Origin of the sequence: Microbacterium sp. 22179 (assembly GCF_052045715.1) — a bacterium.
Taxonomy (GTDB): domain Bacteria; phylum Actinomycetota; class Actinomycetes; order Actinomycetales; family Microbacteriaceae; genus Microbacterium; species Microbacterium galbinum.
In genome coordinates, this window is the sequence record NZ_JBQEPJ010000010.1 from 25,434 (window position 1) to 42,865 (window position 17,432).

15 protein-coding genes are annotated in these 17,432 nt (G+C 69.2%); 7 read left to right on the forward strand and 8 right to left on the reverse strand.

Annotated elements, in window-relative coordinates:
- Positions 1-113: 113 nt before the first annotated feature.
- Entirely contained in the window at positions 114-812 is a 699-nt protein-coding gene (locus ACTJKK_RS16450; RefSeq protein WP_440748759.1) for a gamma-glutamyl-gamma-aminobutyrate hydrolase family protein, read from the reverse strand.
- A 138-nt stretch (positions 813-950) separates the two neighbouring features.
- Here ACTJKK_RS16450 and ACTJKK_RS16455 point away from each other — a divergent pair, with 138 nt between their 5' ends.
- The 4 genes from ACTJKK_RS16455 to ACTJKK_RS16470 all read left to right on the forward strand — a co-directional run bounded on the left by ACTJKK_RS16455 (position 951) and on the right by ACTJKK_RS16470 (position 3,402).
- The gene (locus tag ACTJKK_RS16455) at positions 951-1,862 is read left to right on the forward strand and encodes a LysR substrate-binding domain-containing protein (protein ID WP_440748760.1); all 912 of its coding nucleotides are present in this window, start codon (positions 951-953) and stop codon (positions 1,860-1,862) included.
- Between the two features lie 334 nt (positions 1,863-2,196).
- Entirely contained in the window at positions 2,197-2,517 is a 321-nt protein-coding gene (locus tag ACTJKK_RS16460; protein ID WP_440748761.1) for a hypothetical protein, read from the forward strand.
- Positions 2,514-2,831 (forward strand): hypothetical protein, encoded by a 318-nt coding sequence (locus ACTJKK_RS16465; RefSeq protein WP_440748762.1) that lies wholly within the window; start codon positions 2,514-2,516, stop codon positions 2,829-2,831. The genes ACTJKK_RS16460 and ACTJKK_RS16465 overlap by 4 nt, the downstream gene beginning before the upstream one ends.
- Positions 2,832-2,880: 49 nt before the next feature.
- The gene (locus tag ACTJKK_RS16470) at positions 2,881-3,402 is read left to right on the forward strand and encodes a DUF805 domain-containing protein (RefSeq protein WP_440748763.1); all 522 of its coding nucleotides are present in this window, start codon (positions 2,881-2,883) and stop codon (positions 3,400-3,402) included.
- A gap of 113 nt (positions 3,403-3,515) precedes the next feature.
- Here the strand turns inward: ACTJKK_RS16470 and ACTJKK_RS16475 are convergent, their stop codons facing one another.
- From ACTJKK_RS16475 to ACTJKK_RS16485, 3 genes are read right to left on the reverse strand one after another with little or no spacing between them, the layout of a single operon-like run.
- The gene (locus ACTJKK_RS16475) at positions 3,516-3,734 is read right to left on the reverse strand and encodes a hypothetical protein (RefSeq protein ID WP_440748764.1); all 219 of its coding nucleotides are present in this window, start codon (positions 3,732-3,734) and stop codon (positions 3,516-3,518) included.
- A gap of 11 nt (positions 3,735-3,745) precedes the next feature.
- A complete protein-coding gene (locus ACTJKK_RS16480; RefSeq protein WP_440748765.1) occupies positions 3,746-4,000 on the reverse strand; it encodes a hypothetical protein in 255 nt (84 codons plus the stop codon).
- On the reverse strand, positions 3,997-4,206 hold the full coding sequence (locus ACTJKK_RS16485) for a hypothetical protein (protein WP_440748766.1): 210 nt from the start codon (positions 4,204-4,206) through the stop codon (positions 3,997-3,999). Before ACTJKK_RS16485 ends, ACTJKK_RS16480 begins: the two co-directional genes overlap by 4 nt.
- Before the next feature lie 199 nt (positions 4,207-4,405).
- Here ACTJKK_RS16485 and ACTJKK_RS16490 point away from each other — a divergent pair, with 199 nt between their 5' ends.
- The 3 genes from ACTJKK_RS16490 to ACTJKK_RS16500 all read left to right on the forward strand — a co-directional run bounded on the left by ACTJKK_RS16490 (position 4,406) and on the right by ACTJKK_RS16500 (position 6,652).
- Positions 4,406-4,774, forward strand: a complete 369-nt coding sequence (locus tag ACTJKK_RS16490; protein ID WP_440748767.1) for a hypothetical protein — start codon at positions 4,406-4,408, stop codon at positions 4,772-4,774.
- Positions 4,775-5,012: 238 nt separating this feature from the next.
- A complete protein-coding gene (locus ACTJKK_RS16495; RefSeq protein WP_440748768.1) occupies positions 5,013-5,717 on the forward strand; it encodes a hypothetical protein in 705 nt (234 codons plus the stop codon).
- Positions 5,718-5,899: 182 nt separating this feature from the next.
- Positions 5,900-6,652 carry a GntR family transcriptional regulator gene (locus ACTJKK_RS16500; protein WP_440748769.1) on the forward strand — a complete coding sequence of 251 codons (753 nt, stop codon included), beginning with the start codon at positions 5,900-5,902 and terminating at the stop codon, positions 6,650-6,652.
- 137 nt (positions 6,653-6,789) lie between these two features.
- Here the strand turns inward: ACTJKK_RS16500 and ACTJKK_RS16505 are convergent, their stop codons facing one another.
- The 4 genes from ACTJKK_RS16505 to ACTJKK_RS16520 form a co-directional block, all read right to left on the reverse strand.
- Positions 6,790-7,479 carry a hypothetical protein gene (locus ACTJKK_RS16505; RefSeq protein WP_440748770.1) on the reverse strand — a complete coding sequence of 230 codons (690 nt, stop codon included), beginning with the start codon at positions 7,477-7,479 and terminating at the stop codon, positions 6,790-6,792.
- A gap of 66 nt (positions 7,480-7,545) precedes the next feature.
- Positions 7,546-15,000 (reverse strand): GEVED domain-containing protein, encoded by a 7,455-nt coding sequence (locus tag ACTJKK_RS16510; RefSeq protein WP_440748771.1) that lies wholly within the window; start codon positions 14,998-15,000, stop codon positions 7,546-7,548.
- Positions 15,001-15,230: 230 nt separating this feature from the next.
- Positions 15,231-16,841, reverse strand: coding sequence for a response regulator transcription factor (locus ACTJKK_RS16515; RefSeq protein WP_440748772.1), 1,611 nt, complete (start codon positions 16,839-16,841; stop codon positions 15,231-15,233).
- Entirely contained in the window at positions 16,838-17,329 is a 492-nt protein-coding gene (locus ACTJKK_RS16520; RefSeq protein ID WP_440748773.1) for a hypothetical protein, read from the reverse strand. Before ACTJKK_RS16520 ends, ACTJKK_RS16515 begins: the two co-directional genes overlap by 4 nt.
- Positions 17,330-17,432 lie beyond the last annotated feature (103 nt).

Here is a 17,432-nt window from a genome sequence, read left to right on the forward strand (position 1 = left end):
CGACCCACCGACCGGGTCGCTGAGCCACCGACCGGGTCACTGATCCCCCGACTGGGTCGCTGAGGCACCTACTGGGTCGCTGAGCCTGTCGAAGCGTCCCCCACAACACACCCCTACGCCACCAACTCCCCCGCACGCACCGCCCGCAGCAGCGCGCCGAACTGCGTAGCGGCGGTGAGCGGATGCTCGGGATGCCACTGCACCCCCAGCAGGGGCAGGGTCTCGTGGGCGATGGCCTCGATCACGCCATCGCCCGATCGCGTGAGCACCACGAGCCCCTCGCCGAGTTCGTCGATGGCCTGATGGTGCGTGCACAGCGCAGGCGGCGCGAGGCCCGGCGCGACGGCCGCGAAGTCGAGTGTCGTGGGGATGAACGGCTCCGCCCCCGGCCCCCGGTGCCCGGGAACGTGCTGCAACAGGCTCCCGCCGAGGGCGACGTTGAGAAGCTGATGCCCTCGGCACAGTCCGAGGAGCGGGCGCCCGGCGCCGACAGCATCCATGATCACGGCGATCTGCAGCCGGTCTGCCCGGCGTTCGTACGGCGACCTTCGCGGCCGGCGGTCCTGCTGACCGTAGAGTCCGGGTTCGATGTCGTCGCCGCCGAGGATCACGACCACATCGGCATCGCGCGAGGCCTGCCGCAGCTCGGCCTCGGGGTCTTCGGCCGCGGCGTGCAGCGAGGCGGTCCATCCGAGTCCCTCGACGGCGGCGACGGCCGCCTCGTTGAGCGAGTCGAGGAGGGCCTGGTATCCGGCGGCGGCGCGGGGACGGTGGGTGCGCACATGGAAGAGAGCGACGTGCGGGGCGGTCATGCGGATGCCTCGGTCATTGGTACTCCTCCAGCACCAGGAAACCGTGCGAATAACCCCAGGTCAAATGCGTTATTGATACCTTTTCGCTCGCAATCTCCCCGTAACGGAGCGGTAATACGAGACACGTATCGTGCCCTCATGGAGCTCCGTCAACTGCGCTATTTCATGGCCGTCGCCGACGAGCTCCACTTCGGCCGCGCGGCCCAGCGGCTGCACATGTCGCAGCCCCCGCTGAGCGTGCAGGTGGGCAGGCTCGAGCAGGAGGTCGGCACCGCGCTGTTCGAGCGCAGCACCCGTCGCGTCTCGCTCACCCCGGCCGGTCGGCATCTGCAGGAGCGCGCCCGCCGCATCCTCGACGAGGTCGAATCGGTGCGCTCCGACATGCGCGACTACGTCGACGGCCTCGCCGGTCACCTCACCGCGGGCTTCGTCAGCTCGGCGAACTACACGCTGCTCCCCGGCGTCGTGCAGCTCTTCCGCGCCCGCCGCGAGAAGGTCACGCTCAGCCTCGTTCCGCTCACCTCGGGCGAGCAGTTCGCCCGGCTGCGCGAGGGCACGCTCGACGTCGGCATCGTGCGCGACGAGGTGCCGCCGCAGGGGCCGGCATCCGTTCCCCTGACCTGCGAGGTCGTTTTCGAGGAGCGCCTCGTCGCCTGCCTGCCCGTCGACCATCCGTTGGCCGGCCTCTCCGAGGTCACGGCCGAGCAGATCACCGGTGTACCGATGATCACCTACCCCCGCGCGCTCATGCCGGGCTTCGTCGATCGCGTGGCCGAGGTGCTCGGGGCGAGCGGCCGCACGCCCCGCGTGATCGAGGAGGTCGCCCACCAGGAGACCGCGCTCGGCTTCGTCGCGGCAGGCATGGGTGCGAGCATCCTGCCCGAGTCGGTGCGCCAGCTCGTGCCGCCGTCGATCGCCGTCGTGCCGCTCACCGGCTCACCGACGACCCGGCTGCTCGCCGTTCGCCAGGCCCGGGCCGGTAGCCCCGTTCTCACCGCGTTCATCGACTGCCTGCACGACGCCGCCCGGTCGCTGCCCGTCTCGGCGTAGCCCCCGGCACCGGCTTCTCACCCCGGACCCGCCGAAAACTCACCCCGACGGTCGCGTCACGAAAACCGATATACGGCGTCTTAACCGGTGAAGGGCTTCTTGCCTTCGCCGGCCTCCCCGCCGGCAGCCGGCCTCCCCGCCGGCATCCGATCCAGGTCCCCACGACCGGATCTCGAGGGAGGGTGCCCCAACGCCCTCCCTCTTCTCTTCGCCGTCGGCGCCCGCACACGTCTCGATGAGCGGATGCCGCCGCTCAGGCGCCGTCCAGAATCAGTCCGTATCGTCGCCGACTCGCTGTCCATCCTGGGGAGGGTCGACGAGCGAAAGGCACGACATGACTGTTGCCACGATTCTCCACGCTGCACCCTCGACGATGTGGGCGTTCGTTCTGGGTGCACTCGTCGTCTCGCACCGAGAAGACAGACGGGCGCGACGACGACTGACCGCAACGATTCTCGCCTCGATCTGGCTGACGTTCTGCGCCGCGAGCCTCTGGCAGACTCCGGCGATCGAGCCCCTGTGGCTGCAATACCTCCTCCTGATCGCGCTGCCCGCGGTCGTGGGGGCAAGCGTCGCGTGGATCGTCGGCCGTGTGCGGGCCAGCCGCTCGACCGCTCCTCACGAGGATCGCTCGGTCTCGGAGGGAGCGCGATGACCGAACAGCTCGCCACGACCATCAGCGTCGCCGTCGCGATCGCGCTGGCACTCGTCTCGCTCGCGTACGGCCTCGCCCTCGGCCACCTCCGCCACCACAAGCGGGAAGCGCGCGGCCCGGCGCGGCCCCGCAACCTCGGGGCGATGGTCTTCTTCTCCGCCGCGATGCCCGGAGGCATCGTGTTCCTCTGGAATCGCCCCCTCTTCGATCCGGTGCTGCAGATCGCGCTGCTCTGCGTCCTCCCCGCGCTGATCGGCTACGGCATCCACGCGGTGGTCCGTCGACGCCGGAGTCCTGAGCAGCCGTCGCCCTGATCTCCCTGTTCCGCGAGAGGATGGTGTCGGCCGACCCTCGAGGAGACCCATGTCCGCAGCATCCGCTCCCCTGTCCCAGCCGCTGTACCGCGCGACGTTCGCGCAGGCGGTGAGCCGGTTCTTCCGTCAGTTCGCGACGTTCACCGGGCGGGCGTCGAAGAGCGAGTTCTGGTGGGTGGCGCTGTTCGTGTTCCTCGTGACGCTCGTACCGAACACCCTCCTGACCGTCGGCCTCACCTCCGGCATCACGCACTCGATCGCCAGCCAACTCACGGTCTCGGCCGGCACCGAGCTCGACTCCGCTATGCCGGTCGGCACGTCGGGCGCGGCGATCCTCGACGACCCCACGGCCGCGCTGCTCATTCCGCTCGGCGCCGCGATCGGCGGCGTCATCGCCCTCGCGCTCGTGGTGCCGTGGCTCGCCCTGACCTGGCGCCGCCTGCACGACGCGGGCCTCGCCGGGGCGTGGTTCTTCCTGTCGTTCCTCCCCGCCGTCGGCGGTCTCTTCCTGCTCGTGCTCATGCTGCAGCCCGCCAAGCGAGAGGGTCGCCGGTTCGACCCGGCACCGTGATCCGCCGGGCGCCGTAGCCATCTGCAGGGAAGAAGCACACGTGCAGGGAGAAAACGCCCGATACCCCCTGCAGGTGGAGAAACTCCCCGCAACTCGCACCCGAGCCCGGCCCCTCACGCCCCGCGCCGTCGCCGTGACCGTGCCTCCTCGTCGAGCATCCGCCACCGCTCCCGCCATCCCAGGAACAGGGCGACCGAGGCGACCACCAGACTGACGAGCGCGGCGACCCCGACCCACACCCCCGCGGATCCGACCACGAGCGCGAGCCCGAACAGCACACCCGCGGCGAGCAACAGCACACCCTGCACCAAGAACCAGCGCCAGCGCGGCATCCGCCCGTCCCTCAGCCCTCGCCCCGCACGGAATCGGATGTCGCCGCCACCGCCCGATACCGGCGACTGCTCGGCCGGCGCGGGGTCACGCGTTCGCGCGCCCGCTCGCGCAGCGCGAGCGCGAACCCCAGCGCCGAGATCGAGAACACCAGGATCAGAGTGAGGATCGCCTCGATGACGTGCCGATCGTCGCAGGCGAGCAGGAGCATGACGCCGACGACGAGGAACACGACTCCCTGCAGCAGGTACGCCTGCGTCGTCGTCACGGGCGCCGTTCCGTGTGGGTCACCCGACGCTCACGACGGCGCTCACGCAGCGCCCGGGTGAGCATGATCCCCGATGACAGGAACGCCGCGGGCACGACGAGAGCCACCCACCAGCTGGCCCCGACCGCCGCGATGACGAGGGAGAACACCACAGCGCCGAGGAACAGGATCCCCGCCTGTCCGAGCTTCCACTTCCACTGATCCATGACCGTTCCCCCTCGCTTCGTGCCGGCGTCGCCTCACACGCACGCCCCCTCATCCACATGACGAGATCGGCCTCGGGATCGGTCGCGCTGCGTCCTATGCGGCTCGATTTCGAGCACCCGCGTAAGAAATCGCCCCCTCACTCGTCTCCTAAGGGGACATCGCGCCCGCATCGTTCGAACTGGGGAAAGGAACGACGACATGAGCGAGGGAATCCCTCTCTGGTCACCGGGTTTGCTGACCGCGCCCGACTCCGCCGCGCACGCGCGCTTCCACGTGCGCGCCGACGCGGATGCCGTGGCCACCGCCGTCGAACAGATCGTGATCGGCGGTGAGCACACCGATCTGCAGGTCGACGATTCGCGACAGCATCTGCGATTCCGCACGAAGCGCACGATCTGGAACTGGGAGATGGAGGTCGGCGTGACCTCGACCCCGATGCGCCGCGGGTGCGAGGTGCAGATCTCGCTCGACGTCGCGCCCGACCGCCCGTTCAGCACGCACGACGCCGAGAAGAATGCGGCCGCGCTCGAGCAGCTCCGCTGGCAGCTCGAATCCGCCGTCGGTTGATTTCCGGAATCCGCGACAGATTCCTGCACTCCATCCGTCAATAGATGTGGAAGCGGAGTCTCGGTCTCCGCTTCCGCCCTCGATCCGGGAATATCGAGGCCACAGGTGGGCGACATGGGGGTGTCGCCCACCGCAGGTGGCCGGCATCTCTCGCATGCGGATGCCGGCCACCCCGGTGGGGATTACTCCCCATGTCCAGAGCCATAGCGGCCGCACAGGTTTCGCTATGCTCGGGCGCATGACTTTGGCTACCGTCCAGCATCAACTGTCCACGCCCGAAGGTTTCGCGAAGGCCGTCGACGGCAAACGCACCGTCTCGAGCCTCGGCTGGACGAGCCTCGGGCTCGGCGCCGCGGCGTTCGCGTTCAACCTCTTCTCGACCGGTCAGGCCGTGGACTGGGCGTGGGAGTACATCCCGCAGCTGCTCTTCCGCCCCGACCTCTTCGAGTACTCGAGCGGGCGCAGCGAGGTGTGGTCGTACGTCTACTCCTTCGCCCCACTCATCCTCGTGCCGCTGGGCATCATCCTGCTGATCGTGCACTTCGCGACGCGCAAGAACGCCGGCGCGAACCTCTTCACCGACTTCCAGTCACGCGGCTGGGTCGGCAAGCAGCGCTACACCGGGCTGCAGGTCAAGAACGGCAACCAGACGGTCGACACCGTGCTGATCTCGCACCCGAGCATCCCCGACGAGAGCTTCGACGCGATCGCCCTGCAGTTCCAGACCTACGTCACGAGCCTCGACAAGAAGGCGCTCAAGGCGTTCACCACCAGCGCGACCAAGGCGGGCGTGCTCACCGGCATCCCCGCCGCGGTGATCGCACCGGGCATCCCCGCCGAGGTCGTCATCGCCCCGACGCAGGGCAAGAGCGAGTTCGCCGTCGTCGTTCCGCCCGCTCCGGGCACGTCCGGCAAGTTCAAGGTGCTGCCGATCAAGAGCTGATTTTCTGCACTCAGTCGCCAATTCGACGAGCGAGCGTCAGATTCCTGATGCTCGCTCGTCAATCTTTTGAGGGGTAGTCGGTCCCCTCATCTACGCGGCGGCTCCAGGGGAGTGTCGCGTGAAGGGGGCGGAGTGTGGTGCGCCGCTCCCTTCACCCTCCACAGTGAGTCGATTGGTGATAGATGAGCGTCATCCTGGACGAAGTCCGCGTACGGCCCCGCAGTGTCCTGAAGGTTCCCCACCCGGTCGAGGATCTGGCCCCGGCCGATCCGAGCCCCGAGATCCCCGCCACTCCACGGCAGGAGATCTACGACGGCTCCGAGCTTCGCCGCGAGCGCCGTTTCCTCGGTGATGACGCCTTCTCCGAGATCGGATCGGCGATCGCCTCCGGCTCCCTCGAAGACGGTGAGCTGCTGCGCGACCGCGAACTGGCCGAGCAGATGGGCATCTCCCGTACGCCGGTGCGCGAGGCCATCCTGCAGCTGCAGCAGATCGGGCTCGTCGAGATCCTGCCGTCGCGGCGCACGCGCGTGACGCCGCTGACCCGCCAGATCGCCGAGGACTGCCGGCGCTGGGCAGGCTACTGCGGGGGCATCGCCGCCCGGCAGGCGGTCGCGTCGCTGTCGACGACGGATGCCGAGACCGCCGTCTCCCGCATCGATGGGCTGCTCGAGGCCATCGGCTCGCCCGCCGAGGCGGCGACGGCCGCGCTCGAACTCCTGCTCTTCCTGTCGGCACGCGCCGGCAGCCCGATCCTCCACGCCGAGATCACCGAGCGCCAGTTCTCGCTGTTGCGGGCACTGCGCCGGCTCTCGTACTCGTCGCACGAGGTCGACGCCGCGCGCACGGCCAGCCGCGAACTCGCCACCGCGATCGCACGCCGCGACGGCGACGGCGCCGAGACGGCGATGCGCCGCATCTTCGGCATCCGCTAGATGTTCGTCGAAGGGCCCGAGCACACACAGTCTCGGGCCCTTCGTCGTATGCCGGTGCGTGGGGGTGCTTCGACAGGCTCAGCAACCCAGTGAAGAAACTGGGTCCCTGAGCCTGTCGAAGGGCCCCACCACGAGATTCAGCGGCTTTCGGGCGTCTCGATCTCGGCATCCGTCGGCTGCGACTCGCGGCGCGCGTACCCGACCCATGCGTCGCGCTTGGCGGCTTCCTCTGCGGCGCGACGACGGCGCTGCAGCACGATGAACACCACCGCGAGTCCGATCAGCACGACGATCAGCCCGATTCCCACCGCGAGCAGGATGCCGGGCAGCGGACTGACCTCGGTCTGCACGTCGTCGACGCCGTCGATCACATCCGCCGAGGCGGTGCGCACGAGCGGATTCGCCCCATCGCCGACGTAGAGGCTGAGCAACGCGGTCGCCCGCAGCTCGGCCTCGGGGATGTCGCCGATCCGCGCGGGGATCTCGATCGTCTTCGTCTCAGCCGCTCCGAGGGTGAGCGACCAGGTCGCCTCGTTTCCGTCGACCTCGGCCCCGTCGAGCGAGCCGAGTGCGACGTAGGTGGGCGGGGTGAGCACCACGCGGGCCTGAACGGCCTCGCCCCTGTTCACGATCTCGGCGGTGTAGGTGATCCGCTCCCCCGCGGCGAGAGCCTCGGCGTCGCTCGTGAGCGTGACCGCGATGTTCGGCGCCGACTGCTCGGCGGCGGCCGCCGGAGCCCCACCGAAGCCGAGCAGGCCCAGCACCGGCAGTGCGATCGCGAGCACGGCTGCAAAACGGGTGACAGTTAAGAGATGTATGCGTGACATGTCGTGGATGCGGTGAACGGGCGAGGCCTGATGGCCCCGCCCGTTCACCTCTGCCTTACTTCTCGATTACTCGGTGATGTTCTGACGACGGCGCACCAGGAGCAGCGCGAGTCCGGCGAGGATCGCCAGCGTCGCGACTCCGAGGCCCCCACCCACGATCCACGGGTTCAGACCCGTGGTCGCCAGCGGCGGGGCCGGCGGCGTGACCGTCGTGGTGACCGAGCACGCGTCGCCGCACGCTCCGCCGTCACCGGGGAGCACCGCGTTCACGAGCTCACGGTCGCCCGTGAGGGGATCGTTGACCGTGACGCTGTAGGTGACCGAGACGACCTGGCCGACCTCGAGCGCACCCGCCCAGCTCAGCACCGGAGCGGTGTAGGTCGCCCCGTTCGTCGCGTCGCCGTTGTAGGTCGCGTCGTCGAGCACCTCCGACAGGTCGTCGGTGAACGATGCCGGCGTCTCGTCGGTGTACGCGACCGCACCGGTGTTGCCGATGGCGATCGTGTAGGTCACCTTCTGACCCGCGGCCGTGGTCTCCGTGTCGACCGATTTGGAGACCTCGTACGCGGAGATCGGCGTGTTCGTGACGCACGAGCCCTCGTCGAGGCACTCGCCGCCATCACCCGGGGTGACGGCATTGGCGAGGTCGAGGTCACCGGTCGCGGGGGCGTTCACGGTCACCGAGTAGGTCAGCGTGACGCTGTCCTCGACGGGGATCGCGAGCGACCACGACAGGATCGGGGCGGCGTAGGTCGCACCGTTCGAGGCGTCGCCGTTGTAGGTCGCATCGTCGAGCACACCCGAGAGATCATCCGAGACCGTGGCCGGGGCATCCGCCGTGAAGGCAGCGGCACCGGTGTTGGTCACGACGATCGTGTAGGTGAGCGTCTGGCCGAGGTTGACCGTGGTGGCCGATGCGGACTTGTCGACCGTGAAGGAGCGGAGCGCGTCGGTGGTCGAGCACTCGGCCTCCGGGTCGCACCCGCCGCCGGGACCGGTGGGGACGACCGCGTTCGTGAGAACACCGTCGCCGGTTCCGGCGGCGAGCACCGTCACCGAGTACGTGATCTCGAGGGAAGCGCCACTGGGGAGGGCTCCCGACCACGACAGGGTGTTTCCTGTGACGGTGGCACCTTCGGACGCGTCGTCGTTGTACGTCGCGTCGTCGAGCACGGCCGACAGGTCATCGGTGAAGGAGGCGGGCTCCTCGTCGGTGTAGTCCACCGCACCGGTGTTCGTGATGGTCACGGTGTAGGTGACCACGTCGCCCACGGTCACCGAGCCGCCGGCCGACGACGTCTTCGAGGCCGTGTAGGCCTGGAGGGCGTCTTCGGTCGAGCACTCGCCGATGCAGGTTCCGCCGTCACCGGGAACGACCGCGTTGGTCAGGATGCCGTCGCCGTCGCCGGCCGCGTTCACGGTCACCGAGTAGGTGATGGTGATCGTGGCGCCGGCGGCGAGCGGGCCCTCCCAGCTCAGCGTCGTGCCATCGACGGTCGCGCCCTCGGTCGCGTCGTCGTTGTACGTCGCATCGTCGAGCACGGCCGACAGGTCGTCGGTGAAGGATGCCGGGGCGTCCTCCGTGAAGTCGACGGCGCTGTTGTTCGTGACGGTGATCGTGTAGGTCAGCACGTCGCCCTCGTTGACCTCGCCCGCGCCGGACGATGCCTTCGAGACCTGGAACTGGCCGATCGGGGTGTCGGTGGCGCACTCGCCCTCGGGGTCGCAGTCGCCGCCCGGAGCCGTCGGGACCACGATGTTGCCGAGGTTGAGATCGCCCGCACCCGAGCCTGCCGGGTTGACGGTGACCGAGTACGTGATCTCGATCGAGCCGCCCACGGCGAGCGGGCCCGACCACGAGAGCGTCGTACCGGTGACGGTGGCGCCGTTCGAGGCGTCATCGTTGTACGTCGCGTCGTCGAGCACGTTCGCGAGGTTGTCGTCGAACGAGGCGGGCTCGTCGGCGGTGTAGTCGATCGCACCGGTGTTGGTGACGGTCACCGTGTAGGTGATGACGTCGCCGGGCAGCGCGCTGGTGGCCGAGGCATCCTTCGACACGGTGAACGACCCCGACGGGATGTTCACGAGGCAGGCGGGGTCGGTCGAGCCGGGCTCGCAGTTTCCGCCGTTCTCGGTGACCACCGCGTTGTCGATCTGGCTGTCACCGGTGACCGGGTCGTTCACGGTCACGGAGTACGTGAGCGTGACCGTCTCGCCGACAGCGAGCGGGCCGGACCAGCTGAGCACGGGAGCGGCGTAGGTCGCTCCACCGGTGACGTCACCGTTGTACGTCGCGTCGTCGAGGACCTCGGAGAGGTCGTCGGTCAGCGCCGCCGGGGACTCGGCCGTGTAGGCCGCCTCGCCGGTGTTGGTGATCGTCAGCGTGTAGGTGATCGTGTCGCCCGGGATCACGTCCACGGCATCCGCCGTCTTGGTGACCGTGTACGACTGCACCGGAGTGACGGTCTCGCAGACCTCTGCGGGGTCGCACGATCCGCCGTCGCCGGTCGGGACGACCGCGTTGGTGAGCACGTTGTCGCCGGTGTTGGGGCTGTTGACCGTCACCGAGTAGACGATGTCGATCGACTCACCCGCAGCCAGCGCCCCCGACCAGGCGAGCGTGTTGCCGGTCACCGTGGCGCCGTTCGTCGCGTCGTCGTTGTACGACGCGTCGTCGAGCACGGCCGACAGGTCGTCGGTGAAGGATGCCGGAGCAGCCGTCGTGTAGTCCACGCCACCCGTGTTGGTCACCGTCACCGTGTAGGTGATGGTGCCGCCGAGCTGCACCGACGTCGCCGATGCCGTCTTCGAGACGGTGTAGGACTGCACGTCGGTCGTGGTCTCGCACTCACCGATGCAGTCTCCGCCGGGGCTCGTCGGAACGACCGCGTTGGTGAGCACGTTGTCACCGGTGTTCGGGTCGCTGACGGTCACCGAGTAGGTGATGGTGATCGACTCGCCGGCGGCCAGCGCACCCGACCAGCTCAGCGTCGGGTCGGTGAACGTCGCGCCGTTGTCGGCGTCGAGGTTGTAGACCGCGTCGTCGAGCACGGCCGACAGGTCGTCGGAGAAGGATGCCGGGGCACCGTCGGTGTAGTCCACCGAACCGGTGTTCTCGACCGTCACCGTGTAGGTGATGGTGCCACCGGGGACGACGGTCGACGCGGAGGCTTCCTTCGTCACCGTGTACGCCTGCACCGGGGTGACCGTGCCGCACTCGTCGGGCACGCACTCGCCGCCGGGGCCGTCGGGGACGACCGCGTTGGTGAGCACACCGTCACCCGAGACCGGGTTGTTGACGGTCACCGAGTAGGTGATGGTGATCGATGCACCGGCGGCCAGCGGGCCTTCCCAGGCGAGCGTGCTGCCGGTGACGGTCGCACCCTCGGTGGCGTCGTCGTTGTAGGCGGCGTCGTCGAGCACGGCCGACAGGTCGTCGGAGAAGGATGCCGGGGCATCCTCCGTGTAGGCGACGTCACTGTTGTTGGTCACGACCACCGTGTAGGTGATGGTGTCGCCGGGGACGGCGCTCGTCGCGGATGCCGACTTCGACACCGTGTACGACTGCACCGGGGTGACGGTCGCGCACTCGTCGGGGGCGCACTCGCCGCCGGGGCCGGTGGGCAGCACCACGTTGGCGAGCTCTCCGTCACCCGAGCGCGGGTCGTTGACCTCGACCGAGTAGGTGATCGTGACGGTCTGGCCGACACCGATCGCACCCGACCAGTTGAGGTTCGGCGACGCGAACGTCGGAACCGGCAGCGTGATGCCGGGCTGTCCGACGACCACCGCGGTGGGCGTGCCGGTCAGCGTGGCGTCGTCGAGCACGGCCGACAGGTTGTCGCTGATCGTCGCCGGGGTGGCCGACGTGTAGGCGGCGCTACCGTCGTTGACGATCGTGAGCGTGTAGGTGACGACGTCACCCGGGTTCACGGTCTCGGGCGTGCTCGCCGCGACCTCCTTCGACACGGTGTAGTGGCGAACCGGGTTCTCGGTCTCCTCGCAACCGGCGGGCGGGCAGGTGCCGTCACCGTTGCTGAGCACGTTGCCGAGCACGTGGTCGCCCTGGTCGGCGTAGTCCGCGACCGTCACCGTGTAGGTCACGGTCAGGGTCTCGCCGACGGGCACCTCACCGGTGATGGCGAGGTCGGTGCCGGTGAGCGTCGCGGTGAGGCCGGCGTCGGCCGTGGGGCCGGCGGTCAGCGACGCGTCGTCGAGCACGTTCGCGAGCGAGTCGAGGGCGTCGACCGTGGCCGGCGCTGCTCCCTCGTTCGTGAACGACAGGGTGTACGTGACCTCCTGGCCGGCGATCACGGCGGTGCCGGATGCCGGGTTCACGGTCTTGTCCATCGACAGTGCGGCTGCGGGCACCTGTGCGAAGTCGCACGCGGCATCCGGGTCGAGGGCATCCTCTTCCGGCACGCAGACGGTGTTGATGAGCACGTTGTCACCGGTGGAGGCGTCGTACGTGACCGTGTAGGTGATCGTCGCGGACGCCCCGGCGGCGAGCGGACCCGACCAGCTGAGCTCGGGAGCGGCGTACGTGACGGTTCCGGCGGATGCCGTGGCGTCACCGTTGTACGTCGCGTCGTCGAGCACCTCGGTCATGTCGTCGACGAAGGTCGCGGGCGACTCGGTTGTGAACTCGCCCGGGCCCTCGTTGGTGACGACGACCGTGTAGGTGACGGAGTCACCGTCGGCCGGCAGCTCGTCGGTGCTCGCGGTCTTGTCGATCGTGAGACGCGGGAGCAGGTTCTCCGTCGAGGCGCAGACCTCACCGGTCACCGGGTCGGTGCCCTCGCCGGTGGCGGGGTCACAGGTCGGCACGTCGGTGGGCGGGTTACCCGGGGTCGGCGGGGTGGTCGGCTGCCAGGCGACGTTGCGCACGACACCGTCGCCACCGGCCTGCAGCGTCACCGAGTAGGTGAGCGTGACCGAGTCGCCGGCCGGCAGGGCGCCGGACCACGAGATGAAGCCCGGGTCGATGTACGTCGGGTTCGAGCCGACGGATGCCGTGGCGTCGAGGTTGTACTCGGCGTCGTCGAGCACTCCGCGAAGGTCGTCGAACACGACGGCCGGGTTGAGGGCCGTGTAGCCCGCGGTGCCGGTGTTGGTCGCGGTCACCGTGTAGGTGACGACGTCACCGGGGCGGCTGTCGGCGGTCTGCGTCGACTCCTTCTCGATCTCGAGAGCGCGGTCGGCGAAGACCACGGGGTAGTCCTCGACCTCACCGCCGGTGGCGACACCGAGCGGCTGCGGGTCGGCGACGACGCCCGGGAAGAGGCGGAAGCGCGCGAACGAGTCGGCGGTCGGCGTGCCGATCGGGAACGTCAGCGTGTAGTCGGCGGTGCCGCTGTTGGCGGGAACCTGCACGACCACGCGCTCTCCGGCGTCGAACGTGCCGTTGTTGTCGAGGTCGATCCAGCCGGCGAGGGTCGCGACCTCGTCGGTCTCGTTCGTCACCGAGACGGTGACCACGGTCTGCTCACCGGGGATGATCTCGATCGGAGCATCCACGCCGTCCTCGTCGGCGATGCCGTTCACGTCGTCGCCGTCGGCGTCGGGCGTGGGCTGGCCGTCGAGCTCGGCGTCGATCGCCGTGCCGATGGTCAGACCGGGCAGCAGCGCGTGGCTCGGGCCGTTCTGGGCTGCGGTCGTGCCGTAGCTGTCGGGTGCGTCACCGTAGTCGGCGCAGAGCGGACTCGGGACGACCTGGGCGTTGAAGCCCTCGTTCGTCCAGAAGCTCTTGATCTGCACGATGATCACGTTCGTGCCGGTCTGCCAGCTGTTGTCGAGCAGGGTCGTCGCCTGCGCGCCCGCGACGAATCCACCGTACCGGTAAGGGTCGGTCGTGTTCTGCGGCAGGTTCGCACCGGTCTGCTGCTGGCCGTTGACCCACACAGCGGCGACGCTGTTGTCGGCGAGCCAATTCATCGTGAGAGAGAACGCCGAGGGGTTGACGGCCGGGTCAAGGTCGAACTGGAAGCGGTAGTACCAGTCACCGCTGCCCTGGGTCTGGTTTGCTCCGCCGACTCCGGTGTAGTTCGCGCTGATCCACTGGGCATTGCCCGACGGGCTGGGGATCCAGGCGTTGGGCACCTGGTTTCCCACCTCGGCGTCGAGCCAGAGCGCGTCGGCCGCGGGGAGCGAGGTGGCCGTCACCGGAGTCGTACCGTTCGGGTGGAAGAAGCCATCGACACCGCCGGCGACCTGCCAGTTGGCATCCGATGCACCGTTCGCGAGAACACCACCGGTCGCGGCGTTGTAGCCGGTGTTGAAGATGTTGGGGTCCGAGGTGCAGGTCACGATCGGCAGCTCGGGCTCGAGGAACTCGACGGTCGCCTCATTGGGCTGGTCGAGACCGGTCGGCGTGATGTTGTCGGAACCGTTGGTGTACGAGCCGACCGTCGACGAGGTGACGTCGACCGTGATGGTGCACGAGGCCTGGCCGGCGGCGAGTGAGCCGTTGGTGACCGTGATCGAGGTGCCGCCCTGCGGTGCCGAACGCGTCGCGACACAGGTGCCGCCGAGGTTCGGGAACGGAGCGATCGTCAGCCCTGCGGGCAGTTCGTCGACGAAGCCCCAGCCGGCCTTCGCGGCGAGCTCGCTCGTGTTGGTGACCGTGAGCGTCAGGGTCGAGGTCTGGCCGACGAAGCGGGTCGCAGGAGAGAACGACTTGTCGAGCTGCGGGGTGACGTCGAGGATGCGGATGTTGTCGAAGGCCGCGTCGTTACCGGTGCCGCTGCCGTTGGCATTGGTCATGCGGATGCCGACGGACGAGCCGCTGAAGAGCAGCGACCCGTTGGACGTGTACGTGCCGACGTTGATGGCTGCCGCCGGGAGGGTGCCGGAAGCGGGCGCGTTGACCGTCTTGGTCGACGTACAGGCGTTGATCTGTCCACCGACCGCGGTGGCCGCGCCGGTCGAGGAGAGCAGCGAGAAGTTGTAGAGCGGCGCGGAGACGTTGCAGTTCTTGGCTGCGGCGTCGACGCTGAAGGTGAGGTAGCGTCCGTTCGCCGACGCGAGCGGCACCGGGTTCACCGTCTGGAACTCGACCTGGTTCGCCCCCGGGTTGCCCTCCGTGTAAGCGGCAACGGCGTTGTTCGTCGCCGGAGTCGGCGAGCCCACGTGCGCGCCGAGTGCGTAGACAAGCTGACGCAGATTCTGCGCGCTACCCAGGTTCGCGCAGTTCCCCTGGGTCGTCGGAGGGATGTTGAAGTTGACGATCTGGCCATTGCAGTTCGCCAGCCACGGGGCAGCCGCGGTATAGGTCTGGCCGCCGGCGCCGGTGTAAGCGCTGAGCACCACCGGCGCATTGCCCGCGACGTTCTCGAAGTTCTCCTGGAACAGGGTGATCGGCGCCGAGGGAACCCCCGGGTTGCCCGGGGCGAGCTTCGCGATGAGACCTGCGGCCGTGGGGCCGTCGATCGCCGCACCGACCGCGTTCGTCGCGGTGGTAGGAGCCGCGAACGCGGCATTCGGCACGAAAGCCGCCATCAGGCCGACGACCAGCGAGGTCACCGCGACGACGGCGAGTGCCGGTCGCTTCCTGCTGAGTCCGTTGTTCCGAGAGTCCGACTTCCGTCGGCTCCTCGTGAGTCTCCCCTGAGCACGCATACTGTGTTTCCTCCCCGACTGCCGGACACGAAGACGTCACGACAGTTCAGCGCCAGTATTCCGATGAGCAGCTACTCAGGAAAAGCTCAGGAAACCAATATCACCCTCTCAGGGTGCAAAATTCACCCCGGCACTCACCCCGAGGTGTGTCGGGGGGTGTGCCCGCGCCGAAGATGGGCGGATGCCTCGAGTGCAGCGTCGCGGCTCGAGACGCCGAGCTTGCGGTAGAGCACGCGCAGGTGCGTCTTGGCGGTGTTGCGCGAGACGAACATGGCATCGGCGATCTGCTGCACCGAGGCGTGCGCGGCGAGGAGGCCGAGCACCTGCTCTTCGCGCGGGGTGAGCGACACCATCGGCGGTGGCACGAACCGCGCCGTGCCGTCGCCTGGCAGCGGAGCATCCGCGGTGATCGCCTGGCGGACGCCCGGGATGGCCTCCTGCGCGGCGTCATAGGCCTGCGACTCGTCGAGCGCGGCACGCACGCGGGCGAGCAGAGCGTGCCCCGTGGGCGTCGCCCGGGCGAGGTGTGCGAGGTTGGCGCGGATCACGCGCCAGCGCGCTGTCTCGGTGAAGCCGGGCGGCTGCTCTGCTCGGGTGCGGTCGAGGAGCTCTGCGGCGTCGTGGGCGCGCCCGTTGATCATGAGGGCGCGCGCGGCGCTGACGGCGAGGTACGGGTCGGTCTGCGCCCGCGTGCTGGGTTCGACGATGTACAGTGCGGCGTCGATGTTACCGAGCGACTGGTGCAGGTCGGAGATGTCGGCCCGCAGCAGGGCGCCGGCGAGGGAGGCCGGCGGGGTGAGCGACGGGAACGAGTTCAACGCGTGTTCGAGGTCGCGCAGTGCAAGGGCGCGGTCACCCCAGAGCAGGGCGTGACGTGCGCGGGCGTGGATCTCGACCCACCACAGGTCACCCGACTCGATGCCGCGGCCGACGTCGGCGAGGATCCCCTCGCTGCCCTCACGGTCGAGCCGGCCGATCGCGATGAGCGCTCGGGCGAGGAGCCCGGCGTATTGCATGCGGTAGGTCATGACGTGGGGGTCCGTTTCGACGGGCACGACGCTGCGGTCGGCCCATTCCTGCGCGTGCGCGTTGTCGCCGGCGAGGGCGTGTGCGAGGGCGCAATAGCCCGCGAGGTACGGAGTGATGGGGTGCGGCAGACCGCTCGCGCTCCAGCGCCACGCTTCTGAGAAGGCTTCGGCCGCTCGGCGCGTGTCGGCGACGACGAGGCGGGCGAGTCCGACGTGCAGCAGCACCATGCCGAGCACGTCGTCGAACCCGTCTTGCTCGGTGGCCTGACGGATCGCCCGCTGGGCGTCGTCGGCGGCGTCGTTCGCGCGGGTGAAGCGCCCCGAGACGAGGTGGTGCCGGATCTCCATCGCGTGCACGCCGATCGTGTCGCGCGCGGCGGGCCTCTCCTGCCCGAGCACCCAGCGGGTGAAGGTGCGCTCGACGCGCTCTTCGAGGCGGTCGGCGGAGCGCCAGATGGCGTGCGTCAACGCGGAGGCCACCATCTGACGCGGATGCTCGGCCACCCACTCCCGCGGAATCTGCAGCCAGGCCTCGATCAGCACGTGCGGTTCGGCGGCGGTGAGGGCGAAGAAGTAGTCGTCGATGATGGCGGCGAAGTCGTCCCAGCGCTCGGCGGCGACGGCAGCGCGGATCTCGGCGACGATGCGCTCTCGCTCCTCGCGCGGCCAGGTGTCGGAGACTTCGGCGGAAGCGGGGTCGCGGGAGTCGTCGGTCATGCGGCTCGGGATTCTGCTGCTGCTGCGGAGTGGAGCGTCGGGTGCGTTGAGGTGAGCGGACTCGTGTGACGGATCAGCATCGCCGCGATCGCGAGCAGGAAGGTCGCGAGCATGCCACCCCACTGCAGGGTCGAGTGCTCGGTGAAGACAGTGGCGTCGTTGAAGAACGCCCAGGTCATCCAGACGGTGTGCGCGGCGGTGGCCACGGTGACGGCCGCTCCGAGGGCGCCGAGGGCCTGCGCGCGGTGGCCGAGGAGCGCGAGGTTGCCGAAGAGCGCTGCGGCGAAGCATCCGGTGCTGAGGGTGACGACGGTCGCCGCGGCGAGGCCGGCGGCTGCTGCTCCGCGGATGTCGGCGACGAGCAGAATGGCGATGATCGTCGCGAGGCCGAGCGACACGATCGAGACGGTCGAGACGACGCGGCGGGCCTGCTCGTGGCGGCGGCGCGTGGCTTGTGTGCGGGCCGCGTTCGCAGTGGTGACGTGCATGGGGTTCCTCGGTGGGGAATGTGATCGAGAGGGCGGTGGCGGGTACACCGGGGGGGGGGGGGGGGGGGGGGGGGGGGGGGGGGGGGGGGGGGGGGGGGGGGGG